The sequence below is a fragment of the uncultured Senegalimassilia sp. genome, assembly GCF_934630535.1.
Classification (GTDB): Bacteria; Actinomycetota; Coriobacteriia; order Coriobacteriales; family Eggerthellaceae; genus Senegalimassilia.
Genome location: NZ_CAKTVU010000001.1, coordinates 41796 through 61275, shown reverse-complemented (window position 1 = coordinate 61275; position 19480 = coordinate 41796). Strand labels below are relative to the sequence as shown.

At 61.4% G+C, this 19480-nt stretch carries 11 protein-coding genes; 1 reads left to right on the top strand and 10 read right to left on the bottom strand.

The genetic code is table 11. The annotated features are described in order from the left end of the window. Positions 1 to 313: 313 nt before the first annotated feature. From Q0D52_RS00225 to gltB, 6 genes are all read right to left on the bottom strand, one after another. Positions 314 to 1423, bottom strand: a complete 1110-nt coding sequence (locus tag Q0D52_RS00225; RefSeq protein WP_294379327.1) for a DUF6591 domain-containing protein — start codon at positions 1421 to 1423, stop codon at positions 314 to 316. An 11-nt stretch (positions 1424 to 1434) separates the two neighbouring features. Next, entirely contained in the window at positions 1435 to 2499 is a 1065-nt protein-coding gene (locus Q0D52_RS00220) for a hypothetical protein (RefSeq protein ID WP_294379325.1), read from the bottom strand. Positions 2500 to 2805: 306 nt separating this feature from the next. Further along, positions 2806 to 3711 (bottom strand): hypothetical protein, encoded by a 906-nt coding sequence (locus tag Q0D52_RS00215; RefSeq protein WP_294379323.1) that lies wholly within the window; start codon positions 3709 to 3711, stop codon positions 2806 to 2808. A 256-nt stretch (positions 3712 to 3967) separates the two neighbouring features. Next, positions 3968 to 4207, bottom strand: a complete 240-nt coding sequence (locus Q0D52_RS00210; RefSeq protein ID WP_294379321.1) for a hypothetical protein — start codon at positions 4205 to 4207, stop codon at positions 3968 to 3970. A gap of 946 nt (positions 4208 to 5153) precedes the next feature. Next, positions 5154 to 6644 (bottom strand): glutamate synthase subunit beta, encoded by a 1491-nt coding sequence (locus Q0D52_RS00205; protein WP_294379319.1) that lies wholly within the window; start codon positions 6642 to 6644, stop codon positions 5154 to 5156. 3 nt (positions 6645 to 6647) lie between these two features. After that, positions 6648 to 11366 carry a glutamate synthase large subunit gene (gltB, locus tag Q0D52_RS00200; protein WP_294379316.1) on the bottom strand — a complete coding sequence of 1573 codons (4719 nt, stop codon included), beginning with the start codon at positions 11364 to 11366 and terminating at the stop codon, positions 6648 to 6650. A gap of 323 nt (positions 11367 to 11689) precedes the next feature. Here gltB and Q0D52_RS00195 point away from each other — a divergent pair, with 323 nt between their 5' ends. Next, a complete protein-coding gene (locus tag Q0D52_RS00195; protein ID WP_294379315.1) occupies positions 11690 to 14017 on the top strand; it encodes a hypothetical protein in 2328 nt (775 codons plus the stop codon). 9 nt (positions 14018 to 14026) lie between these two features. Here Q0D52_RS00195 and Q0D52_RS00190 read toward each other — a convergent pair whose 3' ends face one another. The 4 genes from Q0D52_RS00190 to Q0D52_RS00175 form a co-directional block, all read right to left on the bottom strand. Beyond that, on the bottom strand, positions 14027 to 14770 hold the full coding sequence (locus Q0D52_RS00190; protein ID WP_294379313.1) for a TlyA family RNA methyltransferase: 744 nt from the start codon (positions 14768 to 14770) through the stop codon (positions 14027 to 14029). A 308-nt stretch (positions 14771 to 15078) separates the two neighbouring features. Beyond that, positions 15079 to 16134 carry an aspartate-semialdehyde dehydrogenase gene (locus tag Q0D52_RS00185; RefSeq protein WP_294379311.1) on the bottom strand — a complete coding sequence of 352 codons (1056 nt, stop codon included), beginning with the start codon at positions 16132 to 16134 and terminating at the stop codon, positions 15079 to 15081. Between the two features lie 270 nt (positions 16135 to 16404). After that, positions 16405 to 17685: an aspartate kinase gene (locus Q0D52_RS00180; RefSeq protein WP_294361285.1), complete on the bottom strand. Its 1281-nt coding sequence runs from the start codon at positions 17683 to 17685 to the stop codon at positions 16405 to 16407. Positions 17686 to 17980: 295 nt separating this feature from the next. Further along, on the bottom strand, positions 17981 to 19312 hold the full coding sequence (locus Q0D52_RS00175; protein ID WP_294379308.1) for an NCS2 family permease: 1332 nt from the start codon (positions 19310 to 19312) through the stop codon (positions 17981 to 17983). Between the last annotated feature and the right edge of the window lie 168 nt (positions 19313 to 19480).

Here is a 19480-nt window from a genome sequence, read left to right as displayed (position 1 = left end):
CTTAGAGTTGAACTCGCTTCTGTTTGCCAGAAATTTAACATCAGCAAAAACATCGTTTTCAGTCGAAGAGAAACAACAACTTGAACCAACGGGAAGCATGTTAAGCAATCCACCTCGCGGCCAAGCTACCCCTCCTTGCGAAAATGGAGCGTCACTCGAATCATTTGAACTGCAAGCGCACAGGCAGCACCAGCAATAACAGCGCCGCTGCAAGCGAAAGGTCAATTGCCGATATGCGCCCTGCTCTTTTCTCCACTTCAAACAACTTCCCTTTTATTGGGTTTCCAGTCGAGGCGTCTTCGCTCAAACAAGATCAGAAGCCGTTGCAAGTTGCGTTTCCATAATCGTCCACATAAACGGTGAACGACATCGAATAGCCACCGGTGCACTTCATCGAGCTGCCGAATTTATCGACGTAGTACACAGTGCCGTTAACCTCCCATTCGTTCAGAATCGAGCTGCGCTCTATGCTACCGATTTTGTATTTGCAAGGCCCAGGTTCTAGATTCGTATAGATTTCGGCCAATTCTTGCAATCTCGCGTAGAGCTCCGTAACTGCAACCTTCTCGATATCGTCCTTGTTCAACTTTGAACCCGAATCTGATTTGCTAGTTTTCTCATCTTTCCGTGAAGGAAAGTCCGAGGAGACGTTCTCTTTTTGGCTCGCAGATTCCTCTTTCTTCAAAGCAGATACATCGCCTGAAGCTGCGCCTGATGTCCCAGAAGCTACGCTCAGGTCAACATACATTGTTTGAAAGCCCTCATACCATAGAGCTAGTTCATTTCCCTTAGAATCCTTCGCGCTGAAGCTCTCCCCTTTGGAGTAGTCAACATTGAATCCTTTTTTCATGCAATCCTCGACATAGGCGTCATACTCTTCGCGGCTCATTTCACCAACATAAGCCCTAAAGTGCTCGCTATCGTCAATCGAAATACTGCCTTTTGTTTTGTTTGGGCTGGGTAGCAAAGCGGCGGAACCTTGTGTCGGCCAATTCAAGGCTCCGCTCGCTTTCGGCCTGTATAAATGAACGGAGACGAAAGGCGCATCTTTGCCGCTATCGAAATAGACAATCCGCACGCTATATCCCTCAGAATCGTATGCATCGTAATTATGCCCGTTCAATTTGGTATCGACGGTAAAACCCATCTGAGAGCATTCGTCTAGATAGCTTTTAAACCTCTCTTCGTCCCCCTTGAATGACACATAGGCGTCATCGGCGTTCTCGAAGGTATCGAGGCATGTCCCAGCTCCGACGGGAACCATATCAAGCAATCCGCCTTGTGGCCAAGCCTCCCCATCAGCTGATTCGCTATGGTTACAAGCAGATAAACAAAGCACTGACATTAACAGCAGTACCGCGCCCACGGATGTGACAATAATTCTGACGCGTCCCTTACTCCGAGTTTCCCTATTCACGTTCATTTAGCAGCCCCCTACCGAACAATCGGGACAATTAAAAACTCGCCCGATTTCAAACTGACAAGAACCTCCTTAGCGCCAGAATCAACAACGTAGGGGATTGAGATTCGTTTTGTTTCGCCAACTTTAACTTCAGATCCGTTATAGATGCCCAAAACGCCTGCACCGCCACATTCGTAGCCGGGATATCGAAGTGAGCCGTCAACCGTTGCCAATTGAACTCCGTCTAAAGAGGCAACAATACCAAGCTCGTCAAATCGGAGACGGCCCGAATACTCATCCGAGACAGGATGCGAAGCGTTGTTGATGACGCAAAGAAGGAAACCACATTCTTGGGAATCATTTGCCATTCCAACTTGGCGAACCGTCTCGGTATCTTTGCTAGTAACAGAAAACCCTTCAACGGTCATTACAACTTTTCCCTTTTCGGTATCGATGGAATACGGCGTACCGATAACGCCCATCTTGTTAAGCTTGCTCGACCCGTAATCAGCGCTCAGAGCTAAACCATAACTGGATTCGAACGTTGCCAGGCAATCGTTTTGAACAACCTTTCCCTGGTCAAGATATGCTTCATTGTAAGCAGAAGGGTTATTTGGAAAATCGGAAAGACCGTCTATCTGAGATTGCAGTGATTGCTTATATCTGCCGAATAGTTCCCTGAAGTCCTTGTTTGCAATAGCCGAATCGTCAAACGAAGCGAGTTTCGACAATTCGTCTGATACCCCTTCTGATATGCTAATCCCCATCTCAGAAGCTGACGAACGATCCGGTTCGACCTTCTGCGCCTCCAGGTAGCTCGACTCAATTAGGTTAAAGCAATCTTTCTCAATAAGAAGCTCTTGATATTCCGAGGTCGCATTCTGCAGCTTGCTGTAATTCTCTACCTTACCCTTCTCTTCATCGCTTAAAGCATCATACTTAGCCTGAGCGGCTTCAATAGCTTCCCCCGATTGAAGAGAGACTTTCCCGATAGCATTGATCGCATCGCTTGCCTCATTGACCGGACTACCAGCACAGCCGGTAAGAGGGGCAATTAGCACCGTACATATGATTGCTAACGCAAGTATCTTCCTCACTGCTGTCCCTTTCTTCCCTTAGAACAGTCCTATACAGAACCGATGCTCAGCAACACTGATTGCTTCCCCGCGAAAAACGCTCGTGCCAAGATGACTAGCGATAACTCCAAGCGGGGCCAACCCTGCCAATTCAACGCTGCTGTTGCAAAACGATATGTTGAGTTTTGACTCAAAATGCGTAAATCAGTAGTAAATAGCTTCTCTATCAGCTTTCTTTTAGCTTATGACCTGGTATTTTACTATTCACCTGCAGATGCCGCATCGCCACACCTGCAGCGTTTTACTTCGCGGCCAAGTCACAGTCATTTAACCGCGAGACGTATACAAGACATAGTGGTCTTCACCGTCGTAATTCGGCAAGGCCAAAACGATATAGCCGTTCTTGTCAACAAAGAAATAGCCCGGCCTCTCATTGAGTTCCTTGCTGGGATCGCGATTAACAGCCTGGTCGAAAGCCGCCGCGAAGCTAACCTCAGTGTTCACAAGCGCAGTCTTGATCTCGCCATTTTTGTCTTGCACGTTAATCTCTTTAGTCGGAACCTGGCTTAACGCATAGGTATAGTCTCGAGAAGAGCCATTGATATACAAATAGATATATGTCGGCAAGTCAGTCGCTTTCTTCATGCTGACAACGTTTGTGGGGTGGGACGATGTCTGCATGACAATAGGCGAGAAAAGCCATTGGGACGGGAGATGCTCCTCATCAATCATAAAGGGGCATTCATCGTCCAAATCGGTCGTTATGCTATAGGATTTTGCTGTTTCCCCGTCGATATACGACTGAAGGCTTTCATTCTCTGCCTTTAATTCCGAATAAGCCTCGGAATATCGTTCCTCATCCGAAGAGTTCAGCACAGCCTCAGCGTCATCTCTAGCAGCATCAAAGCTCTTCGCATCGTAGTACTGAGTGAAATAATTGCCCGCTAATTTGTCAGCAGTCTCAATTTCTTTCTTTGTTGCAGAGTAAAGTTGCTGCGTAAATTCCTTTTCCGCACTTTGCAGCTTGTCGTAATTCTCCACCTTCGTTTTCTCCTCATCAGTCAAGGCATCGTATTTCGCCTGAGCAGACTCAATCGCCTCTCCTGACTGAAGAGAAACTTCCCCGATGGCATTAATTGCTCTACTTGCCTCATTGATCGCACCACCAGCACAGCCAACGAGGGAGACAGCAAGCATCACACACGCAGTTACCAACACAATTGATTTCTTCATTGATTATCCTCGCCTTTCCCCGAAACAGATACGCGCAGCACCAAGCAACTTCCAACTGATGCGCCCCATTGCTTACTGACGCTATCATTGGTTTTTGCCATTTTGTTGTGCAACAAAACCAAACAGACGCAATGAGCCGCTCAAGCGCCAGGACACCTCTTGAAGCACGCATGCATGATGCTCGATATCGTTCAGCCGTTAAGCAACTGGCTAAAGCATGCGTCAAACAAGCAGTTCTACAACGGCTCGTCCCTTATTATTTGCGGTCATCGTATATGTGACCAGACTTGTCGTAGTGATAGTGGCTGGCCTCGTTCTCTGCGGCTCTTCTGCCTTGTTCGTCCTTGCTCAACGAAGAACTGCTGGAATCACTTGAACTTGAACTTGAACTTGAACTACTTGAGTTGCTGCTACCGCCTGAACAAGCGCTAATGCAGCCACCCAGGCCAAGGAGGATCACCAACGTAAAAGCAATCGCAATCACTTTTTCTTTCATCGTGACCCCTTAGTTCGGTTTGTAGTCATTGCGAAAACCGCATTTTTGGCAATAATACGTGGCGGTTCTCTTGCCTAAAGCGCCACCGACTAGCCCAACCGGGCCGAGAAGAACAGCACCAGCCGCAGCCTTCCCAACCGAAAACCCTTTATTTGATTGATCTACGGCTTTCCAACCTTGCGTTTCCCCGCATGAAGGACAACATTTTGGTGCTTTACTTGCCATGATGACACCTCCGCGCTCAATGAGCCGACACTATACTGCGGGGAGGTCTTCGTGAAGTGTCGTGATGAGGAAGGCATCCGCCACAGTCACCACAACTGCAAAGGCGCGCATAAGCGAATCACCCAAGAACAGGCAGATGCCTTCCTGGTCAGTGATTACGCTTATGCGGTTGTGCGCCCCTCACAAAGTAAGGTGCAGTTGTGGTGATGCCACTATAGCATGGGGTTTCTTTTCGATTGGGTTCAAATCGAATAATTGGAGTTCGGATGTATCGAACGCATCTTGTCGCGTAGTAAACGCGGTATCAAAATCAAAGTCCTTGTCTCAAACGGTGGCAGCTCGAATGGGAAAAGCAAGACTGCCACCGTGAACAGCTATATTGTCGTGTTTGGACTCCGAAAAAATGTAAATCAGTAGTAAATTGATAATCTAGTAGCTTGTTTTTCGCCTTCTGACCTGGCGCTTCTCCCTTTACCTGCAGATGTTGCCGTGGCAGATGAAGAGGATGCGTGAGATGGCTTGGCTACGAGACATGCGACTCCGATTTCGTTGTGATTAGCAGTAACTGAATATGCTATTGCACGAATCAAAGAAGCGCAACTATGCATCCGATATTCGACCAACTTCGCCATGGCATAGGCACCAAATGGGGAAGCCGGCGGCAAACCGCCCGCTTCCCCGAAGCCTGCTCCCTAGCACTAGACTCGCTACCGTCAGCTCCCTACAATCCCAGGTCGCCAGCTACCTCGGCTGCGCATTTGAGGGCGTCGGCCATGGCGTTGACCACCAGGCTGCTGCCCGTACGGGCATCGCCGGCAACGTACACGGCGGCATCATCCTTGCCCGCGGCGGCGCGCAGGGCGCGATGCGAATCGCCGGCCGCCATCACCGGAAGCGGGCGGCCCTGCGTTGCCAGCGGCACGCCGAACGCGTCGAACACGCCGCCCTCCGGGCCCGCGAAGCCGCAGGCCACCAGCACCAGTTGCGCATCGACCTCACGCTCGGAGCCTTCCACGGGCTCGGGCTTGCCGGCCGACCAATCGAACGAGCGCACCTGCAGACCGCGCACATGCCCGGCGTCATCCAGCAGCACTTTCTGCGTGTCGGCGCACCATTCGCGCAGGTCATCGCCCTGCAGCGCGATAGCTTCCTCCTGACCGTAGTCGGTCTTGGCGACGTTGGGCCATTCGGGCCACAGGTTCGACGCCGCGCGCTCCTTCGGCGCACGCGGACCATATTCCAGCTGGCGAACCGTGCGCGCGCCCTGGCGCACCGCGGTGCCCATGCAGTCGTTGCCCGTGTCGCCGCCGCCGATGACCACCACGTCCTTGCCTTCGGCGCTGATGGCGGGCTTGCGATCCTCGAGCAACGAGCGCGTCTGCTCGGTCAGGTAATCCACCGCGTACACCACGTCCCCCGCGGCGATGCCGGCGTCGAAGCCTTCGGCGTTCACGCCGCGCGCCTTGCAGGCGCCCGCGGCAACCACCACGGCGTCGAACTCCGCAGCCAGACCCGCGGCCACGTCGGCATCGGCCGCGTCGACGCCCAGACGGAACTCGATGCCCAGCTCGGCCATCAGGTCCACACGGCGCTTGACCACCGACTTATCCAGCTTCATGTTCGGGATGCCGTACATGAGCAGGCCGCCAGCGCGGTCGTGGCGCTCGACCACGCACACGCGCGCCCCGCGGCGCGCCAGGTCCCAAGCGGCCACCAGGCCCGCCGGGCCCGAGCCCACCACGGCGACGCTCGGCGCATCCGGGCTCGCCGGCTCGAAGCGGCGCGGCCCGCCATGGGCCCACTGCCAATCGGAGATGGCGCGCTCGTTGTCGTGGATGGTCTCCGCCTCGTCGTTGCGGGCAAGGTTGCACGCCGCCTCGCACAAGGCCGGGCACACGCGGCTGGTGAACTCGGGCATGGGGCTGGTCAGCGCCAAGCGCTCGGCCGCCTGTTCCCACTGGCCGCGCCACACCAGGTCGTTCCACTCGGGAATCAGGTTGTGCAGCGGGCAACCGGAAGGCCTTGCCTTCCCGAACGGCGCTCCCACCTGGCAAAACGCCACGCCGCATGCCATGCAGCGGCTTGCCTGCTCACGCGTCCGCTCCTCCGGCACCGGCTCGTACAGCTCATCGAAATCGCGGGTTCGCTCTTGCACGGGACGCAGGCTATGGGCGCAGCGGCCGTGTTCCAAAAATGCTCCGGGCTTTCCCATCTCCTACTTCCCTTCCGTCATGGCATCGAATGCGATCTGCAGCGCATCGGTGCGCGATTTGCCTGCCGCCTCGGCCTCGGCCACCACGTTCATCACGCGCTCGTAATCGCGCGGGATGACCTTCACGAAGTGGCGCTTCAGCGTGTTGAACTGGTACAGCAGCTTGATGCCGCGCGGGCTTTGCGTGCGCTCGGCGTGCTCCTCGATCAGGCTGCGGATCAGCTCGATCTCGTCGGCGAAGGGCTCGCACAGGCGCACCATGTCCTGGTTGCAGTTGGCGGCAAGCGTGCCGAACTTGTCGTACACATAGGCCACGCCGCCGGACATGCCGGCCGCGAAGTTCGGCCCGACCTCTCCCAAGATCAGCGCCACGCCGCCGGTCATGTACTCGCAGCCGTGGTTGCCCACGCCCTCCACCACCACGGTAGCGCCGGAGTTGCGCACGGCGAAACGCTGGCCGGACAGACCGTTGACGAAGCCCTTTCCGCTGGTGGCACCGTAGAAGGCCACGTTGCCGATGACCACGTTCTCGTCGAACTTGTACGTTGCCGTCTCCGGCGGGCGCACCGTCAGGATGCCGCCGGACAGGCCCTTGCCGAAGTAGTCGTTGGCGTCGCCGGTGATGTTGAGCGTCACGCCGCAGGGCAGAAACGCGCCGAAGCTTTGACCGCCGGAACCGTCGCAGTCCACGGTGATGGACCCTTCGGGCAGGCCCTCGGGATGCTGGCGCGTCACCTGGCTGCCCAGCATGGTGCCCACGCAACGGTTCACGTTGTCGATGTCGGCGCGGAAGCGAATGGGCTCCAGATGCTCGCGCGCGTTGGCCGTGTACGGGATGAACAGCGTGGCGTCAAGCGACTTGTCAAGCTGGCAATCCGCCGCCATCGACGGCAGGAAGTGACGCACGTCGGCGCCGGGGATGGCGCGGCCGAACTCGCAGGTCGCGGGCGCCAGCATGTCGGACAGGTCCATCTCGTTGGCCTTCCAGTTGCCGGGCACCTCCACCTGACGCAGACACTCGGGATGGCCGACCATCTCGTCGACGGTGCGGAAGCCCAGCTCAGCCATGATCTCGCGCAGCTCCTCGGCCACGAACATCATGAAGTTCACCACGTACTCGGGCTTGCCGGCGAAGCAGCCGCGCAGCTTGCAGTTCTGCGTGGCGATGCCCACCGGGCAGGAGTCCTGCTGGCAATCGCGCTGCATCATGCAGCCCATGGTAACCAGCGGCATGGTGGCGAAGCCGAACTCCTCGGCGCCGAGCAGGGCCGCCATGGCCACGTCGCGGCCGCACATGAGCTTGCCGTCGGTCTCCACGACCACACGGCTGCGCAGGCCGTTGCGCAGAAGCGTCTGCTGGGTTTCGGCCAGGCCGATCTCGAACGGGATGCCCGCATGGTAGATGGAATCGCGCGGGGCCGCGCCCGTGCCGCCGTTGTGACCGGCGATGGTGATCTTGTCGGCGCCGCCCTTCGCCACACCCGTGGCGATGGTGCCCACGCCCGCCAGCGCGCACAGCTTCACGGACACGCGCGCATCGGGGTTGGCGTTCTTCAGGTCGAAGATGAGCTCCGCCAGGTCCTCGATGGAGTAGATATCGTGATGCGGCGGCGGGGAGATCAGGCCCACGCCCGGCGTGGAGCGACGCACCTCGGCGATCCACGGGTACACCTTCTTGCCGGGCAGGTGGCCGCCTTCGCCAGGTTTCGCGCCCTGGGCCATCTTGATCTGGATCTCGATGGCGCTCGACAGGTAACGGCTGGTCACGCCGAAGCGGCCCGATGCCACCTGCTTGATGGCGCTGCACTTGCTGTCGCCGTTTGCCAGCGGCGTCTCGCGCGCCGGGTCCTCGCCACCCTCGCCGGTGTTGCTGCGCCCGCCCAAGCGGTTCATGGCGATGGCCAGGCACTCGTGCGCCTCCTTGGAGATGGAGCCGTAGCTCATGGCGCCGGTGTTGAAGCGCTTGACGATCTCGCTTGCGGGCTCGACCTCATCAAGCGGCACCGGCTGGCGCGTGGGGACGAAGTCCATGAGGTCGCGCAGCGTGACCGCGCGGCCGGGCACGTGGCATGCGGCGCTGTACTCGCGGAACATGCCGTAGTCGCCCTCGCGGCAAGCACGTTGCAGCAGGTAGATGGTCTGCGGGTTGATCAGGTGCTCTTCGCCGCCAAGCGGGCGCCATGCGGTGACGCCGAGCGTGGGCAGCTGCTCGGGCGAGGGACTCTTCTCCAGGGCCAGGGCGCTGTCATAGCGCTCGTTGAGCTCGCGCTGCACGCCGGCGGCGTTCAGGCCGCCGATGCGCGTGGAGGTGTGCGTGAAGTACTTCTCCACCAGGGAGTCGTCCAGGCCCAAGATCTCGAAGATCTGCGCGCTATGGTAACCCTGCATCGTGGAGATGCCCATCTTCGACATGATCGAGGTGATGCCGGCCACAACGGCGCGGTCGTAGTTGGCCACAGCCTGGTCGCCGGGGATGGAGATCTCGCCGCGCTCGCACAGGTCGCGGATGCACTCGTGGGCCGCATACGGGTAGATGCCCGACGCGGAATAGCCCACCAAGCAGGCGAAATCATGCGCGCGCATCGCGTCGCCGGTCTCGACGATCAGATCGGCGTCGGTGCGCAGTCCCACGGCGATCAGGTGGTTGTGCACAGCCGCCAGCGACAGCAGGCTGGGGATGGGCACTTCGCCTTCCGCGGTGCGGTCGGTCAGCACGACCAGGTTCACGCCATCGCGCACCGCCTGCTCGACGTCGACGCACAGCTCGTCGAGCGCCGCCTCGAGCGCGCCCTCGGCGGCATCGCGGTCGTAGGCGCACACGAAGCGCTGCGTCTTGAAGCCGACGCGGTCGATGGCGCACAGGCGGTCGAACTCGTCATGCGTGAGCATGGGGCTTTCCAGGCGCACCAGGCGGCACGTGTCGCGGCAGTCCTCGAGCATGTTGCCGTGGTTGCCGACGTAAAGCACGCTGCTGGTAACGAAGCTTTCACGCAATGCATCGATCGGCGGGTTCGTGACCTGGGCGAACAGCTGGTTGAAGTAATCGAAGAAGCTGCGCTGGCGCTTCGACAGACACGCCAGCGGAGCGTCGGTTCCCATGGACGCCAGCGGCACCTTGCCCTGCTCGGCCATGGGGCGCACCAGCTCCTGCACGTCGTCGTAATGGTAGCCCAGCTTCGCCAAACGGCGCGCGAAGCCCACGTTCGCGTCGCGCTCGGCGGGCAGCTTGCCGGGCGCCGGGGCCTCCAGGTCGTCGACGGCCAGCGTCTCCTCGTCCAGCCAATCGCGGTACGGCTTCTCGTTGGCGTAGCGGTTGCGGATCTCGTCGTTCCAGATGACGCGGCCTTGGCCCGGGTCCACCTCCAGCATCTCGCCGGGGCCCAGGCAGCCAGCCTGCAGCACGTTGGCCGGGTCGACGTCGATGGTGCCCACCTCCGACGACAGGATCAGCCAGTCGTCGCGCGTGACGTAGTAGCGCGCCGGGCGCAGGCCGTTGCGGTCGAGCGCGGCGCCGAGCATGCGGCCGTCGGTGAACGCGATGGCCGCCGGGCCGTCCCACGGCTCCATGAGCATGGACTGGTACGCGTCGTAGGCGCGGCGCTTGTCGGAGATGCGGTCGTTGTGGTCCCACGGCTCGGGGATCATCATGGTGACCGCGCGGTCGAGCGGGCGGCCGTTCATGGTCAGGAACTCCAGCACGTTGTCCAAAATGGCCGAGTCCGAGCCCTCGCGGTTGATGATCGGCAGCACTTGCCGCAGGTCATCGCCCAGCGCCGGGCTGTATAGCTTCGGCTCGCGGGCGCGCGTCCAGCTGATGTTACCGCGCAGCGTGTTGATCTCGCCGTTGTGGATGATGTAGCGGTTCGGATGCGCGCGCTCCCAGCTGGGCGTGGTGTTCGTGGAATAGCGCGAATGCACGAGCGCCAGGCTGGTCTCCACCGCCGCGTCGTTGAGGTCGATGAAGAATCGGCGCATCTGCGTGGCCACCAACATGCCCTTGTACACGATGGTGCGGGAGGACATGGAGCACACGTAGAAGATCTTGCCCGCAAGCGCCGGGTTGGCGTCGGCGGCTCGCTCGATGGTGCGGCGGCACACGTACAGCTTGCGCTCGAACGCCTGACCTGCGTCAACGTCGGCGGGACGGCGCAGGAACGCCTGCAGGATGGTGGGCATGCACGCCTGCGCGGTGGAACCGAGGTCGTGCGGGTCGACCGGCACCTCGCGCCAGAACATCAGCGGGATGCCGCACTTCGCGCACCCCTCCTCGAACGTGCGCTTCGCGTCGCGAACGCCCGTGGGGTCGTCGTGCGGGAAGAAGAGCATGGCCACGCCGTAATCGCCCTCGTCGGGCAGCAGCTGGCCTTCCTTCTGGGCCTCCTTGCGGAAGAAGCGGTGCGGAATCTGGAACAGCACGCCGGCGCCGTCGCCGGTGTTGCGCTCTAAGCCGGTGCCGCCGCGATGTTCGAGGTTCACGAGCACGGAAAGCGCGTCGTCGAGCATGGCATGGCTGCGCTGCCCCTTCAGATGGGCCAGGGCGCCGATGCCGCACGCGTCGTGCTCGTAGCTGGATCGGTACAGGCCGGGCGTGCGCGCCGCGGTTGCCGCCGGAGCGGCATGCGTGCAACCGGCCGTTTCGTTCGCGCATTGCGCGCCGGTGAAGCCAGCGGCCGCCCCGGTTTCGCGGGCTGCCTCGGCTTGTTCGGTAAGTTCAGCGTTCATATGCGGTCCTTCGTCTGGATGATAAGGCCGCCGGAGAACAGAAGCGGCCCGCATTCAGTGTGCAGGCCGCGTGTTACGCGAGCGTTTCCGCAGCTACGGTTAACCAGCTGGAAACAACATCGTTCAAAACCCGAAACATGAGGGCGCTGCTCGTCACGGCTCGCCACCGGAGAACGCGAGCGAACGGGCGAAAGCAACGCCGCTGATTCGCGCACCCGCCCAGCCGCCGCCCGCCGCCGAAAAAGGCGGGCATCCCCCTTTCGGAAGCGAGCACGCGTGTCATATCATGTGCGCAACGTTTTCACCTTCGGGGAGGAGCCCCTATGACAAGCTTCGACGCTCGACCCGCCGGGAACGGCCTCACCCGCCGCACCATGATCAAAACGTCCGCCGTGCTCATCGGCTCGTGCGCGCTCGGTTTCACGGGCGTCGCCTCGCTCGGATGCAGCGCGGACAACAATGGCGGCAACGCTTCCTCAAACGACTCCGACCAGGTAACGCTGCACGTTGATGGACAGCGCTTCTTCATCAACGGCGACGCCGCGGGAACCGCGTTCTCAGGCGCGGCGCTTTCCCTGGTCCCCAACCTTGCCGACGGCACCATAGCACTCTGCTATCGCGATGGCGAAAATCCCGATTCCTGCTGTACAACGCTGGCGCCGCTTGGGTCCCCGGTCATCGTGACGGGAACGCTGCGCATGCTCAACGTCGACGGCGTGAACTCCGACGGCGTCGTTTCCATCCAACCTGACGCGGCGATCGGCGTTTTGAGCCTCGGCTCGATCAAAACCGCCGATATCGAAGGGTCGGTCGACCACCTCATCGTCATCGGCAAAAGCGACGCCGTCGCACATGGCGGCGCGCACATCGGGCAGGCGACGCTGGGCGATTCGTGCGCCGATCTGATCATCAACGCGAACAGCTCCGTGGGCGACGTCGACGCGCCCTTCGAGGCCCAGGTGTCCGGCGAAGGCTCCGGCGGCGCACGCGTGACCGTCACCGGCGACGAAGGCGCCGCCGAGCAGCGCCACGGCACGCTGCTCGAAGCCGCGAACGACGATGCAGCCTGGAAGGACGCCGTCGCCGCCCTGGCCGGCGCCGCAACCACCCAGCAGGCGAAGGCGCCCGCCGCCAGCGCCACCGCCGCCTCCGTCGCCTCCGCCAACCCCTTCGCCCCTCAAACCGCCTACGCAGACGAGGCTGCAAGCGACGTCGCCATCGACGCGGAGGATACGGCCGACGACGACGAGAACCTGCTGTCCTTCACGCCCGAGGATCCCCTGGAAACCGATGGCGAGCCCGACATGTCATCCGACGATCAACCGGCCGAGGACTTCCAGCAAGACGTGGCCGCGCTGACCGCGGAAGACCCCGCTCCCCAGGCCGACGTCGCGATCGAGGCCATCGACCTGCTGATCGCCGGCCTGAAATTCATCGGCGAGCAGACGGCGGGGCGCGCCTTCGAGTACGGGAGCTCGTCGCTGCTCGAGCTGGTGTTCGGCGGCAACGACGAATCAGCGCAGATCATATCGAAGCTTACCGAGATCCAAGGGCAGCTCGACGACATCGAGCGCAAGATCGCGCAGGTCATAGCCCAATTCGACAAACAGGCCTGCTACCTGCAGGTGAACAATTACCTGAGCAAGTTCTCCGCCGAGATGCGATGGGACCTCTCGAAGCTCAACAGCATGATGGAATCCATCGATGCGCTGCCCGACGGTGACGAGAAGGAAGCCCGCCGCAAGGAGTTCGCCGAGAACCTGTACTCGAACCCCCGCTACCAGGTGTGCGGCAGATACGTTTACGACATGGCCGGCGTCCTGGGCAACGAGATCATGCAGTGCTACACCGGCACGAACAAGAACCTGTTCGGCGCGTTCGACGAGCTCATGGTGCTGAGCTACAAATGGGAGCACCACGGATACGAGATGCGCGCCAACTTCCAAAGCTCGGTGCTGTCGAACTTCATGGCGCTCATCAACTATTCGACGTTCTGCCTCAACGAGCACTACCTTGTCATCAAAGACGACCCCGAAAAGAAGACCGAGCTTGCCGAGTGGCTGGGCTTTTGGAAGGGCCTGTTCGGAACCGCCACCCTGCCCCAGTCGGCGATGGCATTGCTTGCCGAGGACGACGATGCCGACGGCGCCGCGACGGGCGTCTCCAACGAAGTCGCGGCGATGGCCACCGCGCAAAAGCTGGTGAAACGGGCCGACAACATCCGCTACTACCAGGTGCCGGGGCATCAGGTGCAGATCGCCGCCAACGCCGCGAACGTGCGCACGACCAAGGACGGCGGCATGACGCAAAAGCAGCTCATGAAAGATTCCGCAGGTCATTGCGTCCTCACGCAAGACCAACTGGTCAACATGTACCTTGACTACGACAAGAAGAAGACGCTCACGGACATCCTGTTCGGCGAAGGCGAGGGCAACCTTGCCGCGCCGCGCAACACGGGCGTTCCCTTCGTCGCCTATCAGCTGCCGCTTATCGATGAACGTCAGATGATGCATCCGTCGCATCTCTATCGCCACAAATACTATGCGCCCATCGTGAACAACGACGGAACGACCGACCGCGCATATGTGGCGGTACGCGGCAACGGCAAACGCATATTCAACTTCACGGGCATCGCCGTGTACCGCGTGTAACAGGGATCGCTACCCCAGAAAAACCGCGCGGACCAGGTACTCCACGTTGCCTTCGTGGCCGGTGATGGGGCTTTCGGTGACGCCCGTGCATTCGAAGCCGGCTGCCTCCAGGGCCGCACGCACCTCATCGACCGTGCGCAGGCGAACCGCCTCGTCGCGCACGATGCCGTGGTCGGTTTCGTCGTGCTGGCTTTCGAACTGGGGCTTGATCAGGCCGATGAAGATGGTGCCCGCCTGCGCGAACCGCGCGAACGTGGGCGCCAGGGCCGCCAGGCCGATGAAGCTGAGGTCGGCCACCAGCAGGTCGAACGGCGCACCCAGCTCGGCGGGATCGGCCAGCTTGATGTTGGTGCGCTCGAACACCGCCACGCGCGGGTCTTGGCGCAGCTTCCACGCCAGCTGCCCGTAGTTCACGTCCACGCACGCCACGCTGCCGGCGCCGGCCTGCAGAAGGCAATCGGAGAATCCGCCCGTCGAGCTGCCGATATCCATGCAGCGCATGTCCGAGACGTCCTGCCCGAACGCGTCGAGCGCGCCCTGCAGCTTATGCCCGCCGCGCGAGACGAACTTCTTGCGGCCCTTCACCACGATGTCGGCGTCGGGCGCGACCTTGATGGCGGCGCTGGTGACGTACACGTCGTCCACCTTCACCTCGTGCGCCAAAACGGCGCGCAGCACGGTGCCGGCGTCGGGGAACACCCCCTGCTCGACCAGCAGCTCATCCAAGCGTATCTTTTTCGGTTTCTTAGTCATGCGGCCCATTATAGCGAAAGACCTCGTCAACCCCGCAAGCAAACGCATCGCCCCACCGGAATATCGCTCGCAGGCGCTCGACCTCCCACGCCCTGCGAGCGTCCGCGGCGGTTTTACGGCGGCGGAACAGCGGGGTCTCATCAGCGCCGCAAGAGCGCCTTTCGCGAAGTTTCGCCCTCCCATCGGAGAGCCGAAGGGGCGCCCCGCCCATAAGCAACGGGGAGCTGCGGCTCCGTGCCGCAGCTCCCCGTTCGCGTTTCATAAAGCTGTTCGGGCGGACCCTTTCGGGTACGCCCTTCGCCGTTTCCCTACTCCTGCGGAAGCAGCAGCTGGGCGATCTGCACGGCGTTGAGCGCAGCGCCCTTGCGGATTTGGTCGGCGACGACCCACATGGCCAGGCCGTGCTTGACCGTGGGGTCGCGGCGGATGCGGCCGACGTAGGTGTCGTTCGTGCCGGCCAGCAGGCCCGGCATGGGATACACGTCGTTGGCGGGATCGTCCATGACGGTGACGCCCGGCGCGGCGGCAAGCGCCTCGCGAGCGGCCTCGGGCGGCACATCGCCGACGAACTCGACGTTGATGGACTCGCCGTGGCAGCGCAGCACGGGCACGCGCACGCAGGTGGCGGCCACCTGAACGCCCTCGTCGCCCATGATCTTCTTCGTTTCCGCGACCATCTTCCACTCTTCCTTCGTGGAATCATCGTCTAGGAACACGTCGATGTGCGGGATGGTGTTGAACGCGATGCGGTGCTTGAACGCCTTGATGGTCAGCTCGTCCTCGGGCTTGCCGTCCAGGAACTCGCGCGTCTGGTCGTACAGCTCGGCCATGGCCGGGGCGCCGGCGCCGGATGCGGCCTGGTACGTGGAGACGACCACGCGGGTGATGCGCGCCAGGTCGTAGAGGGGCTTGAGCGCGACCACCATTTGGATGGTGGAGCAGTTCGGGTTGGCGATGACGCCGTCATGCCAGCTCACGTCGCCGGGGTTCACCTCGGGCACCACCAGCGGCACGTCCTCGTCCATGCGGAACGCGCTGGAGTTGTCGATCATGACGGCGCCGTGGGAGACCACGGCCTCGCGCATGGCCTTCGACACGGAGCCGCCGGCGGAGAACAACGCGATGTCGACGCCCTCGAACGATTCGGGGGTCATCTCCTGCACGGTCAGCTCGCCTGCGGGAACCTGGCCGCAGCCCTTGAACGGCAGCTTCTTACCGGCGGAACGCGCGGAAGCCAGCGCGATGACCTTCGACGCGGGGAAATCCAGGTCGTGCAGCACATTCAAGAACTCGTTGCCGACGGCGCCCGTAGCGCCGCAAACCGCAACCACCGGGTTAGCCGGCATAACTTTCGTCCAAGCCATGAGGTCCTCCTCGTTCACGTTCCGGGTTGATATATCGTCAATGATGGGTGCTTTTGCGCCCCATATTGCCTTAGGGGATGCACGCCGGCCCCTGCCTGCGCGCAATGGGAAAGGAGCCGCGGGATGCTTCGCGCCCCCGCGGCTCCGAGCGGTTCGTTCGCCGTATGACCGCCTTTGGTACGTGAGCCCTCGGGCTCGTGCGAAGGCGGGGCGCCACAGGCGGCCGCAACGTCGAGCAGTCCGGCTGCCGTCAGGCAGACGGAGCTACAGCTACCTGCCCTTGTTCATCTTCGCGGCAATCTCCTCCGCGGACAGCTGCGTCTCCTCGAACACGCTGTCGGAGTCCAGGCCGAACGCCGTGTGCAGGCAGCGCACCGCGGCAGCGGTCTGGGCGCCGTCGACCACCACGGACAGGCGGATGGGCGACGTGGAGATGGCCAGGATGTTGATGTTGTTCTCGCCGAGGGTCTGAAACGCCTTGGCGGCGATGCCGGGGCTGGACTTCATGCCCGTGCCCACGATGCTGACCTTGGCGATGTCCTCGTCGACCACGTATTCGCGCGCGTTGATGTCGGGAAGGATGCGCTCCACCGTCTCGCAGGCGCGCTTCTCATCGGCACCCGGGCAGGTGAAGCTGATGTCGGTGATGCCGTCCTCGGACACGTTCTGGATGATCATGTCCACGCTCACCTGGTTGCCCGCCAATGCGCTGAACAGCTTGGCGGCGACGCCGGACATGTCGGGCACGCCGCGGATGGTGACCTTCACTTCCGACGTGTCGTGTGCGATGCCGGTGATGACGGCTTCCTCCATCATGTCGGTTTCCTCCTTGACATAGGTGCCCTCGGCGTCGGAGAACGCCGAGCGGGAATGGATGACCACGTTGTACTTGCGGGCGAATTCGACGGCGCGCATCTGCAGGACGCCGGCGCCGGAGCCGGAGAGCTCCAGCATGTCCTCGTAGTTGATGACATCGAGCTTCTTCGCGCGCGGGCAGATGCGCGGGTCGGCGGTGTAGACGCCGTCCACGTCGGAGTAGATCTCGCACACGTCGGCGTTCAGGCCGTGCGCCACAGCGACCGCCGTGGTGTCGGAGCCGCCGCGGCCGAGCGTGGTGATGTCGCCGTCGGCATCGACGCCCTGGAAGCCGGCGACGACGGCGATGGCGCCGCGCTCGAGCGCATCGCGCACGCGCTCGCTGTGCACCATGACGATCTTCGCCTTGTTGTGGAACTTGTCGGTCTCAATGCCAGCCTGGCGACCGGTGAAGCTCATGGCCTTGTAGCCACGCGCCTCGATGGCCATGGCCAGAAGCGACATGGACACCTGCTCGCCGGTGGAGAGCAGACGGTCCATCTCGCGCAGCGGCGGGTTGTCGTTGAGCGCGGCTGCCAGGCCCACCAGCTCGTCGGTGGTCTTGCCCATGGCGGACACCACGGCGACCACGTCATGGCCGGCCTGCTTCTTCGCGATCAGCTTCTTCGCAACCATTTGGATGCGCTCGGGGCTTGCGACGGACGTGCCCCCGAATTTGCATACGATTAGCGACATGCGTTTCCTTTTTCGGACGGGGTTTCGATTGTCTGCCACTATAGCAAACAACCTCGTAACCGCCGCATCAAACGATGGTTGCGAGGTTGTTTTTTCACAGCGAACGTATGGACGAGCTGGCGATATCGGGCCGAACGGCTACGCGCTATCGGTTTGCGGGATAGCCGAGGCGCGAGGCGCCGCCCAGGCGCGATCCGCTAGCAAGCGCCGGGTAGGTCGCGGGAATGCCGCGCGATCTTCGCCGCCCCTTCGCCACATGCAGCCCGAACCGTGCGGCCCGGGCAATGCCCATCCGCTACGAGAACGCGACGAACGTGAGCAGAAACGCTACCGATACAATCCACATGAGCGGCTTGACGTCGCGCCAATGGCCCTGCGTCACCTTCACCACCACGTAGGTGATGAAGCCGAAGCCGATGCCGTTGGTGATGGAATAGGTGAACGGGATGCCCATGATGGTGACGAACGCGGGGATGGCCGCCTCGAGGCTTCCCCAGTCGATCTTGCCGATGTCGCTCATCATAAGGTAACCCACGACCACCAGCGCGCCGCAGGTGGCAAAGCTCGACACCATGCCGATGATGGGAGCCAAAAACGCGCAGACGAAGAACGCCAGGGCGATCACGATGTTGGACAGGCCCGTGCGCGCGCCCGCCGCCGCACCCGAGGTGGATTCGGCGAACGAGGTGATGGAGCTTGCGCCGACGAAGCCGCCGACGATGGCGCCCACGGAGTCGACCATGAGGATCTCGCGCGTGTTCTCCACGTTGCCATCCTCGTCGACGAAGCCGCCCTGCTGGCCCACCGCCATCATCGTGCCCATGGTGTCGAAGAAGTCGCTCATGAGCAGGCTGAACACGAACATGAGCAGCACGGGCTGCACGAACACCTGCACGATAGCCAGACCGCTGCCGTCGGGCAGCTGTTGGAACGGGGCGCACAGCGCGCTGAAGTCCGGGACGAAGTCGAACTCGGTGGGCAGCGCCGTGACGCCGAGCGGGATGCCTACGATGGTGGCCACCACGATGGAGATGAGCAGGCCGCCCTTCGTGCCGCGCACCGTCAATATGATGGCAAGGGCGATGGACACTACGGACACTATGGCCGTGGGCTCGGTCAGGCTGCCCATGGTGACGAGCGTGGAGGAATCGGGCGCCAGGATGCCGCCGCCCTTCAGGCCGATGAACGCCACGAACAGGCCGATGCCGATGCCGATGGCCTGGCGCAGCGCCACGGGGATGGCGTCCATGACGGCCTCGCGCAAGCCCAGCATAACCAGCACCAGGATGATGACGCCTTCCAAGAACACCACGCCCATGGCGATGCGCCAGTCGAGCCCCATCGACCCGCACAGCGTGAAGGCCACGATGGCGTTGATGCCCATACCCGACGCCAGCGCGATGGGTCGGTTGGCGATCAGGCCCATGGCCGCCGTCATGACGGCGGCGCCGAAGCACGTAGCCGTGAGCGCGGCGTTGAACGGGATGCCCGCCGCTTCCATCATGGCGGGGTTGACCGCCACGATATAGGCCATGGTCAGGAAGGTGGTCAGACCCGCCATCACCTCCGTGCCCAATGAGCTGCCGCGCTCGCCTATCTTGAAGAAACGCTCGATAGCCGCTTCCATTCCGCCCTTTCCCTTTCCGGATGCGCGCGTTGCGGCGCGCCCCCTCTTCCTTCCGCGCCCCCACAGCGCGGCGGCCGCCCGCGCAAGCGCACGGGCGGCCGGAGTCGAATCATCATATGCGGAAAAAACCGCAACCATCACAGTAGCACACGCGGAAGCGGCAAGCGC

Excerpts from the sequence above, each read along its gene's own strand:
- Q0D52_RS00210 (WP_294379321.1), bottom strand. The coding sequence starts at position 4,207 with ATGAAAGAAAAAGTGATTGCGATTGCTTTTACGTTGGTGATCCTCCTT.
- Q0D52_RS00185 (WP_294379311.1), bottom strand. The coding sequence starts at position 16,134 with ATGGCTTGGACGAAAGTTATGCCGGCTAACCCGGTGGTTGCGGTTTGC.
- Q0D52_RS00190 (WP_294379313.1), bottom strand. The coding sequence starts at position 14,770 with ATGACTAAGAAACCGAAAAAGATACGCTTGGATGAGCTGCTGGTCGAG.
- Q0D52_RS00180 (WP_294361285.1), bottom strand. The coding sequence starts at position 17,685 with ATGTCGCTAATCGTATGCAAATTCGGGGGCACGTCCGTCGCAAGCCCC.
- gltB (WP_294379316.1), bottom strand. The coding sequence starts at position 11,366 with ATGAACGCTGAACTTACCGAACAAGCCGAGGCAGCCCGCGAAACCGGG.
- Q0D52_RS00175 (WP_294379308.1), bottom strand. The coding sequence starts at position 19,312 with ATGGAAGCGGCTATCGAGCGTTTCTTCAAGATAGGCGAGCGCGGCAGC.
- Q0D52_RS00215 (WP_294379323.1), bottom strand. The coding sequence starts at position 3,711 with ATGAAGAAATCAATTGTGTTGGTAACTGCGTGTGTGATGCTTGCTGTC.
- Q0D52_RS00225 (WP_294379327.1), bottom strand. The coding sequence starts at position 1,423 with ATGAACGTGAATAGGGAAACTCGGAGTAAGGGACGCGTCAGAATTATT.
- Q0D52_RS00195 (WP_294379315.1), top strand. The coding sequence starts at position 11,690 with ATGACAAGCTTCGACGCTCGACCCGCCGGGAACGGCCTCACCCGCCGC.
- Q0D52_RS00205 (WP_294379319.1), bottom strand. The coding sequence starts at position 6,644 with ATGGGAAAGCCCGGAGCATTTTTGGAACACGGCCGCTGCGCCCATAGC.